This window comes from Neolewinella maritima (genome assembly GCF_923081025.1).
Classification (GTDB): domain Bacteria; phylum Bacteroidota; class Bacteroidia; order Chitinophagales; family Saprospiraceae; genus Neolewinella; species Neolewinella maritima.
Genome location: NZ_CAKLPZ010000003.1, coordinates 99,226 through 116,181 on the forward strand (window position 1 = coordinate 99,226; position 16,956 = coordinate 116,181).

At 60.9% G+C, this 16,956-nt stretch carries 11 protein-coding genes; 3 read left to right on the forward strand and 8 right to left on the reverse strand.

What is annotated here, in order from left to right:
• The first annotated feature begins 41 nt into the window (after nt 1–41).
• The gene (locus tag MJQ68_RS12070) at nt 42–1,220 is read left to right on the forward strand and encodes a cystathionine gamma-synthase (RefSeq protein ID WP_238751373.1); all 1,179 of its coding nucleotides are present in this window, start codon (nt 42–44) and stop codon (nt 1,218–1,220) included.
• 52 nt (nt 1,221–1,272) lie between these two features.
• Here the strand turns inward: MJQ68_RS12070 and MJQ68_RS12075 are convergent, their stop codons facing one another.
• The 5 genes from MJQ68_RS12075 to MJQ68_RS12095 all read right to left on the reverse strand — a co-directional run bounded on the left by MJQ68_RS12075 (nt 1,273) and on the right by MJQ68_RS12095 (nt 7,191).
• Nucleotides 1,273–2,538 (reverse strand): pyridoxal phosphate-dependent aminotransferase, encoded by a 1,266-nt coding sequence (locus MJQ68_RS12075; protein WP_238751374.1) that lies wholly within the window; start codon nt 2,536–2,538, stop codon nt 1,273–1,275.
• 3 nt (nt 2,539–2,541) lie between these two features.
• A complete protein-coding gene (locus tag MJQ68_RS12080) occupies nt 2,542–3,255 on the reverse strand; it encodes an NUDIX hydrolase (protein ID WP_238751375.1) in 714 nt (237 codons plus the stop codon).
• Between the two features lie 51 nt (nt 3,256–3,306).
• A complete protein-coding gene (locus MJQ68_RS12085; protein WP_238751376.1) occupies nt 3,307–4,740 on the reverse strand; it encodes a nicotinate phosphoribosyltransferase in 1,434 nt (477 codons plus the stop codon).
• A gap of 63 nt (nt 4,741–4,803) precedes the next feature.
• Entirely contained in the window at nt 4,804–5,820 is a 1,017-nt protein-coding gene (locus tag MJQ68_RS12090) for an SAM-dependent methyltransferase (RefSeq protein WP_238751377.1), read from the reverse strand.
• A 108-nt stretch (nt 5,821–5,928) separates the two neighbouring features.
• Entirely contained in the window at nt 5,929–7,191 is a 1,263-nt protein-coding gene (locus MJQ68_RS12095; protein WP_238751378.1) for an exo-beta-N-acetylmuramidase NamZ family protein, read from the reverse strand.
• On the opposite strand from MJQ68_RS12095, the gene MJQ68_RS12100 reads away from it, so the two are divergent.
• Nucleotides 7,190–8,599: an exonuclease domain-containing protein gene (locus MJQ68_RS12100; RefSeq protein ID WP_238751379.1), complete on the forward strand. Its 1,410-nt coding sequence runs from the start codon at nt 7,190–7,192 to the stop codon at nt 8,597–8,599. The two genes, MJQ68_RS12095 and MJQ68_RS12100, sit on opposite strands and share 2 nt — an antisense overlap.
• A gap of 2 nt (nt 8,600–8,601) precedes the next feature.
• On the opposite strand, the gene MJQ68_RS12105 is transcribed toward MJQ68_RS12100, so the two are convergent.
• From MJQ68_RS12105 to metH, 3 genes are all read right to left on the reverse strand, one after another.
• The gene (locus MJQ68_RS12105) at nt 8,602–9,408 is read right to left on the reverse strand and encodes a sterol desaturase family protein (RefSeq protein WP_238751380.1); all 807 of its coding nucleotides are present in this window, start codon (nt 9,406–9,408) and stop codon (nt 8,602–8,604) included.
• Nucleotides 9,409–9,444: 36 nt separating this feature from the next.
• Nucleotides 9,445–10,599, reverse strand: a complete 1,155-nt coding sequence (locus MJQ68_RS12110; protein ID WP_238751381.1) for a T9SS type A sorting domain-containing protein — start codon at nt 10,597–10,599, stop codon at nt 9,445–9,447.
• Between the two features lie 89 nt (nt 10,600–10,688).
• Entirely contained in the window at nt 10,689–14,951 is a 4,263-nt protein-coding gene (metH, locus tag MJQ68_RS12115; RefSeq protein WP_238751382.1) for a methionine synthase, read from the reverse strand.
• 160 nt (nt 14,952–15,111) lie between these two features.
• Between metH and MJQ68_RS12120 the strand changes: the two genes are divergently transcribed.
• Nucleotides 15,112–16,956: a T9SS type A sorting domain-containing protein gene (locus MJQ68_RS12120; RefSeq protein WP_238751383.1), complete on the forward strand. Its 1,845-nt coding sequence runs from the start codon at nt 15,112–15,114 to the stop codon at nt 16,954–16,956.

Here is a 16,956-nt window from a genome sequence, read left to right on the forward strand (position 1 = left end):
CCCCGCCGTAGCTAACGTTCTCCCCACTAACGCTATAGCCTATGAAAGCCCGCACCGACGCCCACTTCGCCACCCAGTGCATCCACGGTGGTCTCGAGCCCGACCCCCAGACCGGAGCCGTGATGACCCCCATTTACCAAACCTCTACCTACGCTCAGTCCGCCCCCAACGAGCACCGGGGCTACGAGTACGCGCGTACCGGTAACCCCACCCGGACCGCCCTGCAGAACAACCTGGCCGCCATCGAAAAGGGCAAGCACGGCGTATGCTTCAGCAGTGGACTGGCCGCGATGGATACCGTCATCCGCCTCTTCGAGCCCGGTGACGAGATCATCGCCAGCGACGACCTCTACGGCGGCAGCTATCGCCTGCTCACCGCCGTGCTGGGCACCTTCGGCATCAAGAGCCAGTTCGTAGACATGCGCGATACCGATAAGGTAGCCGCCGCCATCACGGACGCCACCAAGCTACTGTGGATCGAGACGCCCACCAATCCGATGCTCAACATCGTCGATATCGAAGCCCTCACCAGCCTGGCCAAGGAGCGCGGCGTACTGACCTGTGTGGATAACACCTTCGCCAGCCCCTACCTGCAACAGCCCCTGGAGCTCGGCGCTGATCTAGTGCTGCACAGTGCTACCAAGTACCTCGGTGGCCACAGCGACGTGGTCATGGGCGCCGTCATCACGCGCAATGACGACCTGGCCAAGCGGCTATACTACCTACAGAATGCGGTGGGGGCCGTGCCCGGTCCCCAGGATTGCTTCCTCGTACTGCGCGGCATCAAGACCCTACACCTGCGCGTACAGCGCGCCTGTGAGAATGCCCGCAAGATCGTGGAGGTACTTCAGGCCAACGACCTGGTCGCCAACGTCTACTACCCCGGACTAGCCGATCACCCCCGGCACGAGATCGCCGCCAAGCAGATGCGCGACTTCGGGGGCATGGTCAGTTTCGATCTGAAGGAAGATACCCTGGAGGCCGCCACCGAGGTGATGAAGAACACCCGCTACTTCACCCTGGCCGAGAGCCTTGGTGGTGTAGAGAGCCTGATCGGTCACCCCGCATCGATGACGCACGCCAGCATCCCGCGGGAGCAGCGCCTGAGCGTTGGACTCACCGATAGTCTCATCCGCCTCAGCGTTGGGGTAGAGGATGGCGAGGATCTGGTGAAGGATCTGGAAGCTGCCTTGGCTGCGGCCGTGCCAGCTTCGGTCTAGCGTAGCCGAGTGGTCTCTGGTACCCGGACCGGAGGCCACTCGACCTTAGCTTTTACTGTGTGACGTGGGCTACCAGCCGCGCCATAGCCTCCTGGAGCGCGGCCGGACTCACCCCGCTAAATACAATGCGAAACCAGCCTACTTCCGGCTGCCCCAGGCCACCCGGGGCGGTAAGGAGTACGCCGGTTTCTTCAAATACACCTTCCCACCAGGCCTCCGCCGCTGCCTGCGTAGACTCCGGTAAGCAACTCGAGAAGTCCACCCAGACGAACAGACTGCCCCGGGCCGCGGCGTAGGGTAGCTGTAGTTCGTCCATGGCATCGGTGACGGTGAGGTAGGCCTTGGTAAGTAGTTCCTGGTTGCGTTGCTGGAAGGTCCTGACCCAGGCGTCGTCCTGCAGTAGCTCGCTGAGTAGCCACTGCACGATGGTGCCGATCTGCTGCGGCGCGTTGAAGTTCGCGTAGGCGCTCAGTAGCTCCTCGTTGCGGCTGTACAGCAGACCCACCCGGAAGCCCGAGATGCCGAAGTCCTTCGAGAAGGAGTACCACCAGTGGAGGTAGGGACTGTCCCGCCGTTCCAGCAGCGGCAGGAAGGAGGTATAGGGGGAGTGATTGTCCAGCGTCAGATCATCGGAGAACTGACTCAGGGCGTAGATCTCGTTGACCACCAGGTGTATCTTGTGCTCCTCACACCAATCGGCAAACTCCTCCAGTTGAGCGGCCGAGTAGACCGCGCCCGTCGGATTATCCGGTTGCGTGAGCACCAGCATCCGGAATTTATCGCCTAACTGCTCGTAAGCCTCGTCCAGTTCCGCTACGGAGAGGGGGTGGAAGTTGGCACCGAAGTCCGCCGCGTAGGTCTGGATATCGTAGCGCTCTAGCCTGGCCTTACTGTGTACGTCCGGCCGGTAGGCCTGGTAGGCCGGGGCGGGGAATACGGCATAGTCTCCCGGATCACCCAGGCAGAGGGCCGTCACTTCGATCACCGCCGTTGCACCCGCGCTCGCGCAAAAACGGTCGGCCGCGAGGGGGACACCGGCGATGTGCGTACTGACGAACTGTGCCACCGCCTCCCGGAAGGGAGGTGCACCACTCAGGGGAGCGTAGGCGGCGACCCACTCCGGCCAGGTGGTAGTGGTGGCGATGTCCTGGAGTTTGTCGCGCATGGCTTCCCACTGCAACAGGTTTTCGGCGATGCAGAGGGTGATGGCCCCGTCGGGATTGTCGGGAGCGTAAAGATCTTCCTGAGCGCGTTTGAAGAGGGCAAAATCAGGACGCAGGGGTTCGGTGGCCTTTTGGCGGCCGCGGTGGGAGAGCATAGCTTAAATTTCGAAGTCGAGGGCGCGCCGCAGGACTGCCGAGTCGCGCTGCTCCATGAGCTGCTGGTAGGTGTCTTCGTTGAAGCGGTAGAGTACCGCCGGCCGGTGGGCCACGTTCTTCTGTCGGCCCACTTCCTCCAGCATCCCCGTTTTCATGATGCGGGTGCGGAAGTTGCGCTTGTTAAATTCCGGTACACCGAGCACCGTCTCGTAGAGTGCCTGCAGCTCGGCCAGCGTAAACTCCTCCGGCAGCAGCTCGAAACCGATGGGTTGGTAGCGCACCTTGGCCCGCAGCCGGTTGGTGGCCATCTCGATGATGCGGGCGTGGTCGAAGGCCAATTCCGGCAGCTCGTGCAGGGGGTACCACTCGGCCTGCTCGGCGTCGGAGGCGGCCACGGCGGGGTGGGCCGTCAGATTGACCAGCGCGAAGTAGGCCACGCTGATCACCCGTCCGCGCGGATCGCGGTCCGGCGCGCCGAAGGTGAACAGCTGCTCGACGAACAGGTCGCGCACTCCCGTTTCCTCCTCCAGTTCGCGCAGGGCGCTGGCCTCCAGGTCCTCGTCCATATCCACAAAGCCGCCCGGCAGTGCCCACTGCCCCTTGAAGGGCTCGCCGCCGCGCTGGATCAGCAGCAGCTTCAGGTCGCGCCCCCCGTCGTAGCCGAACACAACGACATCTACGGTGACGGAGGGGCGGGGATATTTGTAGGTATACAAGGAGTAAGGGACTTAGGGGGTTAAGGGGTTAAGGCCTATGGGGGGCAGGCGTCACTTGGTCGTGAGGAGGGCTTGCTTTTCGGCCAGGAGCTCGGGGGCCAGACCGTACACAAAGGTATCCATATCCGGCTGGTGCCACCGCGTCCAGTTCACCAGGGCGCGTTCGCGGGTGCGGTGTAGGTCGACGGGCTGATACACATCGACGCCCTGCCTAAATATAGGCTGCAGAAGCTCGGTACACTGCCCGGTAAGGGAATGCGATACCGTGACACCATCCACCACGGCCAGCGAGGGCTCACCGGTAAGCGTATTGTAAAGCTGGCTGGCTACGGGACGGTCGCCTTCGTAGTAGCGGCGCACCGCCAGGCGACCGGGATTGCTGACCTTGATGAGGGTCTCGGAACGCTTGACCTTCGTTTCCCATTCCCCCGCTGCGTTTTGAATGGCGGCCAACTTGTACACGCCCCCCAGAGCGGGCTGATCGAAGGCAGTAGCCAGGCGGGTGCCGATACCCCAGACGGTAATGCGTGCGCCGGCGGCTTTGAGTCGTGCAATGGCGTATTCATCCAGGCTGTCACTGGCGCTGATGATTGCATCCGGAAAGCCGGCCTCATCGAGCATCCGGCGGGCGTGGATGGAGAGTTCCGCCAGGTCACCGCTATCCAGGCGAATACCGCGTAGGTCGTGGCCCCGCTCGCGCAGCTGCTTTCCGACCCGAATGGCATTGCGCACCCCTTCGATCGTATCGTAGGTGTCGACCAGGAAGATGCAGTTGTTCGGCAACGCCTCGGCGTATGCTTCGAAGGCGCTTAATTCGTCGGTGTGGGCCATGACCCAGCTGTGAGCGTGGGTGCCCCGCACTGGTACGTCGAAGTAGCGGCCCGCCCAGACATTACTGCTTGCGTCGCAACCGCCCAGGTAGGCGGAACGGGAGGCGGTGAGGCCGCCATCGATGCCCTGGGCACGGCGCAGGCCGAACTCGATCACCCGGTCATCACCGGCGGCGGCCTTGATGCGGGCTGCTTTGGTGGCGATGAGGGTCGAGAAGTTCATCACGTTGAGTAGGGCGGTCTCCAGTAGTTGGACCTGTATCAGGGGTCCCTCGATGCGCAATAGCGGCTCGTGGGGTAGGGCGATCTCGCCCTCCGGTACGGCATCGATGTCGCCGGTGAATTTCATTCGCTGCAGGTAGTTCAGAAAGGGTTCGCGGAACAGCGGCTCTCCGTTACCACCCTTCAGCCGACCCAGATACTGCACGTCGTCGGCACTGAACTGGAGGCCCTTGACGATCTCGATGGCCAGGGGCAGACCGGCTGCTAGCGCTGCCCGCTCCCCGAAGGGTGCTTTACGGAAGAACAGGTGGAACACCGCCCGCCGCTCGTGAATACCCTGCTGGTAGTAGCCGGCGGCCATCGTGAGTTGGTACAGATCGGTGAGCAGACCGAAAGTAGGGCGGTACACCTGCGCGAGGGGAGCGGTAGTCATTAGCTTAGTTTAAATTCTAAGCAAAGCTACTAAATCGTCGTGGAACTACCAAGGAAGTAGGACCTATTCTGCTGCGACGGCTTCCGGTACTACAAAATCCATCCACAGTAAGGGGGAAGGAGCGAGGTGGTACGTGAAGTCGATCGCCTCCAGGGGGTCCTCCGCACTGGGGTAGTCGCCGATGATTTTGGGAATGGTGAGCCCGCTGTCGTAGTCGTACAGTACTTCCTCGCCGTATACCGTGATGCCGGTGCGGATCGCCAGGGGACCGGAGGTCAGCTCTAGCTTAGCGGGCGGCACGTGAATGGGGACCGGCAGCCGGACCGTTGGAAAGTCCGCATTGGCAGCCCCAATACTGTGGATCCGTAGGCTATTCTTATCCACCGAGAAGATCGGGCCCAGCTCCGCTACGATCTTATCCCCGGCCTCATCGAGCACGACCAGACTGAGCCGGATCTGCTCCGGAATGAGGATCGTTTCCTCTGGCAACTGCGCCATCAGATTAAGGGTAATGGGCACCTGCATCTCGTCGATCAGGCAGTACTGCATGGTTTCGCTCAGTACGATGTCGATGGGCCGCGGCGTATCGATCACGTAGGTAGCCGCATCCGCTTCGATGAAGTCCGCGATAAAGTCCTCAAACCCAAGCTGCTGGATCACGCGCTGCGCCGCCCGCAGACTGGCCGGATTGATCTCGATACAGGTGAACTGTAGCTGCTGGGGGGTAAAGCGCGTCATCAGGGGCAGCGCCAGGGTCACGAAGGGTCCGGTGCCGGCGTAGAGCACGTGGACCGGTCCGCCACGCCGGGCGGCTACGTCCTGTATCGCCCGGTGCAGTCCAGTAACGAAGCGCTGGGTACGGATCATATCGTCTACGCACAGCGCCGCCCAGGTCATGCCGATGGCCACGCCCTTACCGGTATCTACGTGATCTACGCTGGCGGCATCCCCCAGGTCGACCCCCGAGGCCGTGAGCAGTAAGTCGCGGTAGATCTCAATGGTATCCCGCCGCAGCTGTGGTGTGGTAGTAGGATCTAAGAGTACATCGGTGATGGACGCGAGGGTAGCATACTTGGTCATTCAGGGGCCTTGGCGGCCGGCCGGAACGGAAAGCTGCATCCCGGCAAAGGTACGCTATTCCTGGTCCATAATCCGTTGTCTACAAAGGACCCTACCCCGTGCTGTCCATCATGGATACAGCAGATACCTCTCCCGCAACATCCGGTACGCTGACAGGTCACCAGCCCAGCTAGCACGAATCTCCTCCTCCGTAGCCCCACGCTCGATCATCAGCCGCAGCGCGTCCGTACCCGCCAGCAGATCGAAGAAGTCCGGCCGGGTGAAGAAGGCCACGTCCTTAGCCGTGAGTTCCCCATAAGTCTGTAGGAGCGGACCCAGGTCCAGGAAATCGATGCGGTAGCTCGCCGCAGGCTCGGTACTCAGGTCATAGCCCCGGCAGAGGGTACCGTTCAGCTTTGGATCGGCCGCGCCGGGACCGGGCCGCGGCGTAAAGGTATCCGGCGCGTCCAGGGCGGGGTGGCCGTACAGCTGAAACTGCCGGTCCGTACCCCGGCCCACGCTCAGCGCAGTACCCTCGAAGAAGCACAGACTGGGGTAGAGGTAGATACTACGCTGGTTGGGCAGATTGGGGGAGGGGGGCACGGGCAGCTCGTAGGGGGTAGTGTGGGTATAGTCCGCGCACGGCTGTACGTCCAGCGCGCACCGCAGTCCCTCCCCGAGCCAGCCTTCGCCGTTGACCATTCGGGCATATTCTCCTACCGTGAGCCCGTGCACGACCGGAATAGGATCGAGGCCCACGAAGCTTTCGTACCCCGACTTACGCAGAGGGCCGTCCACGTAGTGGCCATTCGGATTGGGCCGATCCAGCACCAGCACCGGCTTGCCGTAGCGGGCCGCGGATTCCATCACGTAGTGCAGCGTAGAGATGTAGGTGTAGAAGCGCGCGCCCACGTCCTGTATGTCAAACACGATGAGGTCCACGTCAGCCAGGTCCTCCCGCGTGGGCTTTTTATTGCTGCCGTAGAGGGAGCGGATGGGTAGCCCCGTCGTCACATCCACCCCGTCTTTCACCTTCGCTCCGGCATCGGCGGTGCCGCGAAATCCATGCTCTGGAGCGAAGATGCGACGCACGTCCTGTCCGAGCGCCAGCAGGGTATCCACGAGGTGGGTCCCGTCGGCCAGGGTCGATGTCTGATTGACGACCATGCCCAGTCTTTTCCCCGCCAGCTTCGGCAGGTAATCCTCCGGCACATAAGCAGCCGGGGCCGCGGGTGCGGGGGCAATGGAGATGTTTTCCGCGCCGTCGGTGGTAGCTACCGGAGCGCCCGACTTAAAACAATTTGCGGCAAACGTTAAGAAAAAACAAAGAAGAAGGTATACCTTGGCCATCCGAGTAAGGGGTTGCAGTCCGCCGTATGGCGAAGGAGTCATGAGTAAACAAGAGTACGCGATCGTTGATATTGAGACCACGGGGAGTCGCGCCAGTCGGGCGCGCATCACCGAGATCGGTATCGTAGTGTTTGACGGCGAAAAGGTAACGGAGACTTTCGAGACCCTGCTGGATCCCGAGCAGTATATCCCCGCCGGTATCGTAGAGTTAACGGGCATCACCCAGGAAATGGTGAAGGGGAAGCCCAAATTTTACGAGGTCGCCAAACGGATCGTAGAGCTGACCGAGGGCCGCATCTTCGTCGCCCACAACGCCAAGTTCGACTACGGCTTCCTGCGCGAGGAGTTTGGCCGCCTGGGCTACACCTTCTCCCGCCGCAAGCTCTGCACCGTTCGCCTCACCCGTAAGTGCTTTCCCGGTCTGAAGAGCTACAGCCTCGGCAAGCTGATTCAGCACTTCGGCTTCACGGTCGAGGCCCGCCACCGCGCGCTGGCCGACGCCCAGGCTACCACGGAATTGCTACAGATGTGCCTGGCCGGCGAAGACTGTGCCGCAGAAGCCAAGCGCCTCATCAACTACGGTATCAAGGAAACGCGGCTTCCCAAGCAGATCAAGCTCGAGCAGATCACGGAGTTGCCCGAGGAGACCGGCGTATACTACTTCCACGACGCGAACGGTGATGTAGTCTATGTGGGCAAGAGTACCAACATCCGCAAGCGCATCGCCCAGCACTTCAACGATCACACCACGAAAGGCAGTCGCATCGCCGAGAAGGTCGCCGACATCACCTACGAGATCACCGGCAGCGAACTGGTAGCTCTGCTACTAGAAAGCGAGGAGATCAAGCGCTTGCAGCCCCGCATCAACCGCGCCCAGCGGGGCAAGCACTTCAACTATGCCATTCACAGCTACCTCAATGAGCGGGGCTTCCGCTGTTTCGACGTGGTGCGCAATACGGCCCAGGCCCGCAAGGAGCTCGACATTATCAGCGAGTACCCGGGACTGAGTCGCGCCAAGGGCCGCCTTAATTTCGTGCGCAAGCACCTGGAGCTTTGCAGTGCCTTCACCAACATCTATCCCAGTCGGGGAGCCTGCTTCCACTTCCACCTCAAGCAGTGCCGCGGCGGCTGCGCCGGTCAGGAAGATGCTTCGGAATACAATCTCCGCGCCGAGGATGCCCGCCTGCACCTGCGTAACGTTTTCGACGACGACTTCCTCCTGTTCGATACCGGACGTACGCACGACGAAGCCTCCGTCATCCTGGTAGAAGAGGGTAAGTACCAGGGCTTCGGATTTATCGATAAGGAGCAGTGCACCAACATTGCCACAGCCATCGACAGCGTGAAGCGATCGGTGACCTATCCCGATACGGCGCGTATCATCCAGCGCTACGTGAGTGAAAAGGGAGGCAAGATGGTGAGCTTGGCCACCGGGAAGGTGGTGCGGTAGTACTACTTCTTCCCAAAAGGTATACCTAACATAGTGCGGATATTCTGGTGATGGTGCTCCTCCATGTGCGTATCTACCCCGTAGACAAGCTTGCTATTATCCAGCTCGGAATAGGTGCCGAATAGCCGGTCCCAAATACTGAAGATGTTGCCGTAGTTGGAATCCGTGTACGGAAGCTGGTAATGGTGGTGCACGCGGTGCATGTCCGGCGTGACCAGGACCGTGCGCAGTGCCCGGTCGATCGTACGGGGTACGGTGATGTTGGCGTGATTGAACTGACTTAGCACTACACTGATACTCTGGTATAGGAAGACGAGCCAGATCGGCGCACCTAACAGCACGACGGCCGCCGTAGTGAAGGCAAAGCGGATGACGCTTTCCCCGGGGTGGTGGCGGTTCGCGGTGGTGGTATCTACATTCTGATCCGTGTGGTGCACCAGGTGAAAGCGCCAAAGGAGGGGTACGCGGTGCTCGGTCCAGTGGGCTAGGTAGGCACCGAAGAAGTCCATCAGCAGTAGACCGACAATAGCCATCGCCCACAGGGGCAGGTGGAGCCACTGCAGTATACCGAATTCATTAGCCACCGCCCAGTCGCTGCCCTTGACCAGGATGAAGGCCAGCAGAAAATTCACCACGATGGTCGTAAGGGTGAAAAAGAGGTTGATACCCGCATGGCGCCACTTCTTGTATTCGGCCAGGGCCAGCGGCACGGCGCTTTCCAGCACCCAGAATATAGTGAGCCCTCCGACCAATATCAGGGTGCGGTGACTGCTGGGGATGGTCTCGAAGTAGTGGATGATCGCTTCCATGCCCCCAAGTTACGCTACCTCCGGCAGACCGTTTGTCTAGCGGTTGACCAGCAGGCGGCGGGTAGTCAGAATGCGGCCACGCTCGTTGGTCAGGCTGTATATGTACGGGCCGCGGGGTAGCCGGCTCACGTCGACCTCCGTGCGGGCCTGCGCGCCGGCGGGCACCAGCTGCTGGGTAATGACCTCGCGGCCTAGCATATTGACCACGCGCAGGGTGTACGTGCCGGGCTCCAGTCCGTCCACCTCGAAAGTGGTCAGGTTGCGGGCGGGGTTAGGATATACACTGACCTGCGCCTGGGCCAGCCGGGGACCGCGCACGGAGTTCGTCACGTCACCCTGAATGAAGCGCAGGCTCTGCGGGGTATCGGTATCATCGACGGTCACGATGGCCACGGCCTCCTTCTCGGTATTGGTCCAGTAGTAGTAGGTGGTTACGGGATCCTGGGTACCCAAAATATTGTCTAGTGTAGGATCCTCACTCAGTACATTCGTGGTTACGTCCAGGAAGCCCAGAAAGCCTGCTTTAACTTCCACCATTCCACTGGTCGTTTCCGTGCGCCGCTCCCGCAGCACTTCGTAAGACTGACCGTTGATGGTGAGTGTACCGTAGGCATCCACCTCGTCCGTCCGTACGCTGGTCGAGGTAAGGCGGATCGAATCGATGTTACTTAGTAGCGGACCAAACTCCCCGAGCGCATCTAAAGCCTCAGCGGGCAGACTGTCTGCATCTACGGCAATCACGTTCACGGTCGTGGAAGCATAGCTGTCGGCGTAGTTCAGGGGGGCACGCCGCTGGGCGCGACCGGGCTCCAGGGGCGTGTTGTACTCAAAACCCGGGAGTACGTCGGCCAGTCTACCCTGTATGCCTATTAATTCGTAGGTCGTATCGGTGAGCGCGTAATAGCCCTGATTGGCACTATCGATGGCCACGATCACATCCGCATCCGGAAATTCCGGATTGTCGTCGTAGGGCAGGATGATCTGTAGTTGGGTATCTACGGCTACTTGCTGCCCGAAGTCCCACTGCCGGTCCGCTCCGGGGCTCAGTAGATCAACACCATCAGCCGCTGCGGCCTCTCCGTACACCAGGGTATCGCCCGCTGCCGGGAAGTATGCGGTGGTCAGGGTGATCTGCGCTGATGCGGCCAGCGTCCAACAAAGACAAAGCAACAGCGTAAAGGTGCGGAACATAAGCCGGGTTTCTAAGGGTAGCCTCTAAGGTAGGTGCTTTCCAGCGGTCCGGCGGTATCCCCTGCGGATTTAACGTCGCCTTAGCGGCGCTAGCCCCGAATGGGCGCCAACCAGCGGTCGGCCGTCACCGGATCCCAGCCTTTACGCTCGGCATAATCGCGCTCCTGATCCGGCTGTATACCCCGCACGGTGAAGTAGGCGGCCTCGGGATGACTATAGTACCAACCACTCACGCTAGCCGTCGGGTACATCGCGTAGCTTTCCGTAAGCGTGATGCCGGTGGCGGCCTCCGCGTCGAGTAGCTGCCAGAGCTTGGCCTTCTCCGTATGCTCCGGACAGGCCGGATAGCCGGGGGCAGGACGAATCCCGCGGTACTTCTCAGCGATCAGGTCCTCTCCGGCCAGCTGTTCCTCCGGTTCGTAGCCCCAGTACGTTTGGCGCGTCCGCAGGTGCAGTACCTCGGCAAAGGCTTCGGCCAGCCGGTCGGCCAGCGCCTTAATCATAATGGCGGAATAATCATCGTGGGCCGCCTCGAAGCGCTTGACGTGCTCCTCGATCCCGATGCCAGTAGTGACGGCAAAGGCCCCGATGTAGTCTTGCTTATCGCCTTCCAGTGGCGCGATATAGTCGGTCAGCGACTGGTTGGGTCGGCCCTTAGCTTTTTTGCTTTGCTGGCGGAGCTGGTAGAGAGGGATAACCTGCCTTGCCTTCTTTCCCTCTCCCCCGGCCCCTCTCCAGGGGAGAGGGGAGACGACCACCGTATCCGTTTCAATCTCCGCCTGAGCGGGGTAGAAGCCGATGACGCCCCGGGCGGTGAGCCACTTTTCGTCTACTAGCTGCCGGAGCATAGTACGCGCCTCCTGGTATAGCTCCGTAGCCTGTACACCTACCACCTCGTCCGTAAGTATGTCCGGAAACTTCCCCGCCAGCCCCCAGCTGCTGAAAAAGGGCGTCCAGTCGATGAAATCCACGAGTTCCTCCAGGGGGTAGTCGTTGAATACCTTATTACCCAAAAAGGTAGGAACGGGCGGGGTGTAGGTATCCCAGTCCAGCTTCAGCCCATTCTGCCGGGCCTGTTGGATGGGCAGAAACTTCTTGTTCGACTGCTGTCCGGCCCGGTGCACGCGTACCCGTTCGTACTCGGTGGTAATACCCTCCCGGTAGGTCTGGCGGACGTGCTCCTCCGAGTTCAGCAGCTCGCTCACCACCGCCACGGCCCGGCTCGCGTCCAGTACGTGTACGGTAGGTCCGGAGTAGGCCGGCTCGATCCGTATGGCGGTGTGGGTCTTACTCGTGGTAGCCCCACCGATGAGTAGGGGAGTCTGCAGTCCGCGGCGCTCCATCTCGGCGGCCACATTGACCATCTCGTCCAGCGAGGGCGTGATCAGGCCCGATAGCCCGATGATGTCTACACCCAGCCGCTCCGCTTCGTCGAGGATCTTACTGGCGGGCACCATCACGCCGAGGTCGTGGATCTGGTAGTTGTTGCAGCTCAATACTACACCTACAATATTCTTGCCGATGTCGTGGACGTCGCCCTTTACGGTGGCTAGTAGGATGCTGCCTTTGTGGTGGGAGTTCTTTTCTTGGTGTTCTTCCCTCTCCCCCGGCCCCTCTCCAGGGGAGAGGGGTGAGCCAGCCGCTTTGCTGGTTGCTTCGTAGTAGTGTTCTTTAGGGAACGGCACTGGACGTGGGCGTGCCTTCGCTACGACCTCGGTAATCTTATCTACTACGCCTGCTGCATCTTCTATCACCTGCTTATTTGAGAAGCGTAAGACTTGATAGCCCACATCCGCAAACATTTTATCTCTTTCTGCATCCTGTAGAATGATTTCTGGCTCATTGTGGTAGCCGCCGTCTATCTCAACGACGACCCGTTTCTGTAGGCACACAAAGTCAGGAATGCAGGAACCAAGAGGTTTTTGCCGGTAAAACTTCGCACCAGCGACCCCGCCCGCCCGTAGGTATGACCATAGCAGCCGCTCCGCTTCGGTGGGGTTTTTACGCATTTCTTTTGCGTAGCCGAGGAGAGTCTTGAAATCAGCTGGCTCTACCCTCCAATAATCTTCCGTCAACCGACCATCACCGCGGGTCAGCTCCCCTCTCCCCTGGAGAGGGGTCGGGGGAGAGGAATTCAGTGCCCGCGCCTCCCGCTCCGCCTCAATAAATGGCTGCAGGTACGCCACGGCCTGCTTCATTACGCGCGCACTCTTGACGACCTGGGGCAGGAACATCTTGCCGGCGCCGAAGAGATCACCCACTACGTTCATGCCGTCCATGAGAGGACCCTCGATGACGTGCAGGGGGCGGGGGTACTGCTGGCGCGCCTCCTCGGTATCTTCGGTGATGTACTCGGTGATGCCGCGCACGAGGCTGTGGCGCAGGCGCTCCTGTACGGTACTTTCCCGCCAGCGCAGGTCCCGCTCGACGGTACGGCCGCCGACGTTCCTGAGGCCCTCGGCAAACTCCATGAGGCGATCCGTGGCGTCGTCGCGGCGGTTGAGGATGACGTCCTCCACCCGCTGCAGTAGATCGTCCGGGATGTCGGCGTAGACCTCGATCAGGCCGGCGTTGACGATGCCCATATCCATGCCCGCCCCGATGGCGTGGTAGAGGAAGGCGGAATGCATGGCCTCACGCACCAGGTCGTTGCCGCGAAAGGAAAAGCTCACATTGGATACGCCACCGCTGATCTTCGCGCCCGGGCAGCGCTGCTTGATCTGCCGCGTAGCCTCAATGAAGTCTACCCCGTAATTGTTGTGCTCCTCGATGCCGGTGGCCACGGCGAAGATATTGGGGTCGAAGATGATATCCTGTGCATCGAAGCCCGCCTGCTCGGTGAGCAGCTTATAGGCGCGCACGCAAATTTCCACCTTGCGGTCGATGGAGTCGGCCTGTCCCTGCTCGTCGAAGGCCATCACGACTGCCGCGGCACCGTAGCGGCGCACGAGCCGTGCCTGCCGCAGAAATTCCGCTTCCCCCTCCTTCATGCTGATGGAGTTGACGACGCACTTGCCCTGTACGCAGCGCAGACCGGCCTCGATCACGTCCCACTTCGAGGAGTCGATCATCACGGGCAGCTTGGCGATATCGGGCTCGGCCATGACCAGGTTCAGGAAGGTCGTCATGGCCTCCTGGGAGTCGAGCAGGCCCTCGTCCATATTCACGTCGATGACCTGGGCACCGCCCTCCACCTGATCGCGGGCCACGTCGAGGGCGGTGGGGTAGTCGCCGGTCTTGATCAGACGGGCGAATTTGCGCGAGCCGGTCACGTTGGTGCGCTCGCCTACGTTGACGAAGTTGGTCTCCTCACGGATCTCCAGGGGTTCCAGGCCACTCAGGCGGGTATTGCTGCTGGGCCGGGGCAGGGGGCGGGGCCGCAGGTGCTGTGTGGTATCGGCCATCGCGGCGATGTGGGCCGGCGTGGTGCCGCAGCATCCACCGACCATATTGACCAGTCCGCTATCCGCAAAGTCGCGGATGAAAGCCCGCATCTCGTCTGCATCCTGGTCGTACTCACCCATCTCGTTGGGCAGGCCGGCATTGGGGTAGGCGTGGACGTAGCACTCGGCGATCCGGGACAGTGCCGCCAGGTGGGTACGCATCTCCTTCGCGCCTAGGGCACAATTGAGGCCGATGCAGAGGGGCCGGGCGTGGGCTACGGAGATGTAGAAGGCCTCTACGGTCTGTCCGGACAGCGTGCGCCCACTAGCATCCGTAATGGTGCCGGAAATGATGACGGGGAGCTCGATACCGCGTTCGTCCCGTACTTCCTGCAGGGCGAACAGGGCAGCCTTGGCATTGAGGGTATCGAAGATGGTTTCGATCAGGATGCAGTCGGCTCCACCGTCGGTGAGTCCCTCGACCTGTGTTTTGTAGGCAGCGGCCAGCTGCTCGAAGGTGATGGCGCGGTAGCCGGGGTCGTTCACGTCGGGGGAAATGCTTAGCGTGCGGTTGGTGGGACCGATCGCGCCGGCCACGTAGCGCGGTTTATCGGGGGTGGAGTAGGCATCCGCTGCCCGCCGTGCAACCTTGGCGGCCGCTTTATTCAGCTCATATACGATGCCCTGGGTACCGTAGTCCTCCTGGGCGATGACGGTGCCGCTGAAGGTATTGGTCTCGATCAGGTCTGCTCCGGCGTCCAGGTAGGCGCGGTGGATCTCCTCGATCACGTCAGGCCGCGTAAGTACCAGCAGGTCGTGGTTGCCCTTCAGGTCGCTGGGGTGGTCCTCGAAGTAGCCGTGGCGGTAGTCGGCCTCGGTGAGTCCGTAACCCTGAATGAGGCTGCCCATCGCGCCGTCGAGGACTAGAATACGCTGGGCGAATACGTCGGCTAATTGGGGTCGGAACATACAGTACGCTTGAACCGACAAAGGTACCGAATGACCTAGCGAACGCCGTGCAGAAGCCCGCGAAGAAAGAAATAGTCTATTTAACTTTTCGCATATGGCGGAACAATGATTAAGTAGTACCTTAATCGTACCTACTATTCAATCACCCAAGCAATGAACTATGCACCAAACAGCTACCCTGCGGTCCCTGCTATGGATCATCCTGCTTACCGTATTTGCTCTACACGGAATACGGGCTACGACTGGACCCGTTATCGGTCTGACGGATACCTCCTACTGGCTAGAAGCCGAGTGTGCCGATATCGGTAGCCGCTGGACCAAAGTGCTCAGCGACAGCGCGGCAGGTGGCGCGTACGTGGAAACACAATTCGTATCACTGACGGGCCCGCCCGATGACGTAGCCGAAAATCTCGTGCGCTTCACCGTAGCCAACACCCAACCAGGCCCCTACCAACTCTTTGCTCGGGTGAACGCCCCCACGCGGACCAACGATTCGTACTGGCTGCGTATCAACAACGGGGCCTGGCAGGAAATCAAGCAGGGCCTCCGTATCGGACAGGGCTTCCAGTGGGTGCAGCTAACTACGGCGGAGCTGGTGAACGGCACCAACACCGTCGATTTTACGTACCGGGAAAACAGTACCCGCCTGGATAAAATTCTGCTCACCAACAATGCTGACCTGAAACCCACCGGACTAGGCATTGCGACACAGGAGTGCCAGAAGATCACCTCGCCTCCGGTGGATAAAGGCCTCTTCTGGCTAGAAGCTGAATGTGCCATAGTAGGCAGTACCTGGGCACCAGCGCGCGACCCCGCTGCGTCCAATGGGATCGTACTAACCAGCACGCGTAGCGGTGCCAGCCGCTTCATGCCCCCCGTCGATCTTCCTAGCAACCTGATCCGCTTCGTCATTGAAGATCCGGCCATCGAGTCGGGTAGGTTTAGCATTTGGTTCCGCGCCAATATCGACAATGGAGAAATGTTCTGGGTACGGTACAACGACGGACCGTGGTCCCTGCGGCAACCCGCCAGGATCAGGGGAAAGGGCCTGGCCTGGGCGGGCTATTCCGTTCCCCGGGGCGCACTGGTAGCGGGCACCAATACGATAGACATCGCCTACCTGTCCGCCGGTTTCCAACTTGACAAACTGCTCCTCACCAAGTACAGTATCGTACCGAGCTTCCTGGGTGGTCCTGCGGATAGCTGCCCCTTCACCCCGTCCCCGGAGCCTACCGACCGCAATACGTTCTCGCTGGAAGCTGAGTGTGCCACGGTGGGAGACCAGTGGAGCGTAGAGTCCGACGCCGCCGCAAGTAGTGACGCGGCGGTAGTGGTGCGGGGAGCCACCGCAACGGATACCCCCCCGACCGATGAGCCGGCTAACCTCCTGCGCTTTACCATCGCGGCTGCGGATTCAGGCAGCTATAACCTCTTCGCGCGGGTTAAAACACCGGACAACCTCAGCGACTCGTACTGGATACGGACCAACGGAGGGCCCTGGTACGAATGGGACCGTGGCTTCGAGTTCGTGGATGCTTACTCCTGGCAGCAGACTCCCGTAGCATTTGCCCTGCAAGAAGGGGCCAATACCCTCGACTTCGCATTCCGGGAGGATGGAGCGGTCCTGGATAAGATCTACCTCACGCTCACGGCTAGTGAGTTGACCGGCGACACATTCGGCGATCCCGCTACGAATTGCAGTGCTGCTGCCCAGCCCTCCGCCCCGGCCTTCACTGCCGTGGATGACTGGGCAGGCGCTGAGCTCAGTCTGTTCCCTAACCCGGTAAGCAGTCGACTTACGTTTCAGTGGGAAAGCCCGTTCGCGGGTCCAGTCCGTATGGTCATCACCGACGCCCACGGCCGGCAGCTGCGGCAGGCTACGCTACAGAAGGCAGTGGGATGGGCACGCCAGGCACTAGATCTACGTGCACTACCCCCGGGTGTATACTATCTCCGCCTCCTGGAGAACGAGCGGCATACCACGCGGCGATTCATTAAGCAGTAG

Bases quoted from the DNA above. Each gene is read 5' to 3' on its own strand.
- MJQ68_RS12070 (WP_238751373.1), top strand. From the start codon at position 42: ATGAAAGCCCGCACCGACGCCCACTTCGCCACCCAGTGCATCCACGGT.
- MJQ68_RS12075 (WP_238751374.1), bottom strand. From the start codon at position 2,538: ATGCTCTCCCACCGCGGCCGCCAAAAGGCCACCGAACCCCTGCGTCCT.
- MJQ68_RS12085 (WP_238751376.1), bottom strand. From the start codon at position 4,740: ATGACTACCGCTCCCCTCGCGCAGGTGTACCGCCCTACTTTCGGTCTG.
- MJQ68_RS12090 (WP_238751377.1), bottom strand. From the start codon at position 5,820: ATGACCAAGTATGCTACCCTCGCGTCCATCACCGATGTACTCTTAGAT.
- MJQ68_RS12100 (WP_238751379.1), top strand. From the start codon at position 7,190: ATGAGTAAACAAGAGTACGCGATCGTTGATATTGAGACCACGGGGAGT.
- MJQ68_RS12095 (WP_238751378.1), bottom strand. From the start codon at position 7,191: ATGACTCCTTCGCCATACGGCGGACTGCAACCCCTTACTCGGATGGCC.
- MJQ68_RS12105 (WP_238751380.1), bottom strand. From the start codon at position 9,408: ATGGAAGCGATCATCCACTACTTCGAGACCATCCCCAGCAGTCACCGC.
- MJQ68_RS12110 (WP_238751381.1), bottom strand. From the start codon at position 10,599: ATGTTCCGCACCTTTACGCTGTTGCTTTGTCTTTGTTGGACGCTGGCC.
- metH (WP_238751382.1), bottom strand. From the start codon at position 14,951: ATGTTCCGACCCCAATTAGCCGACGTATTCGCCCAGCGTATTCTAGTC.
- MJQ68_RS12120 (WP_238751383.1), top strand. From the start codon at position 15,112: ATGCACCAAACAGCTACCCTGCGGTCCCTGCTATGGATCATCCTGCTT.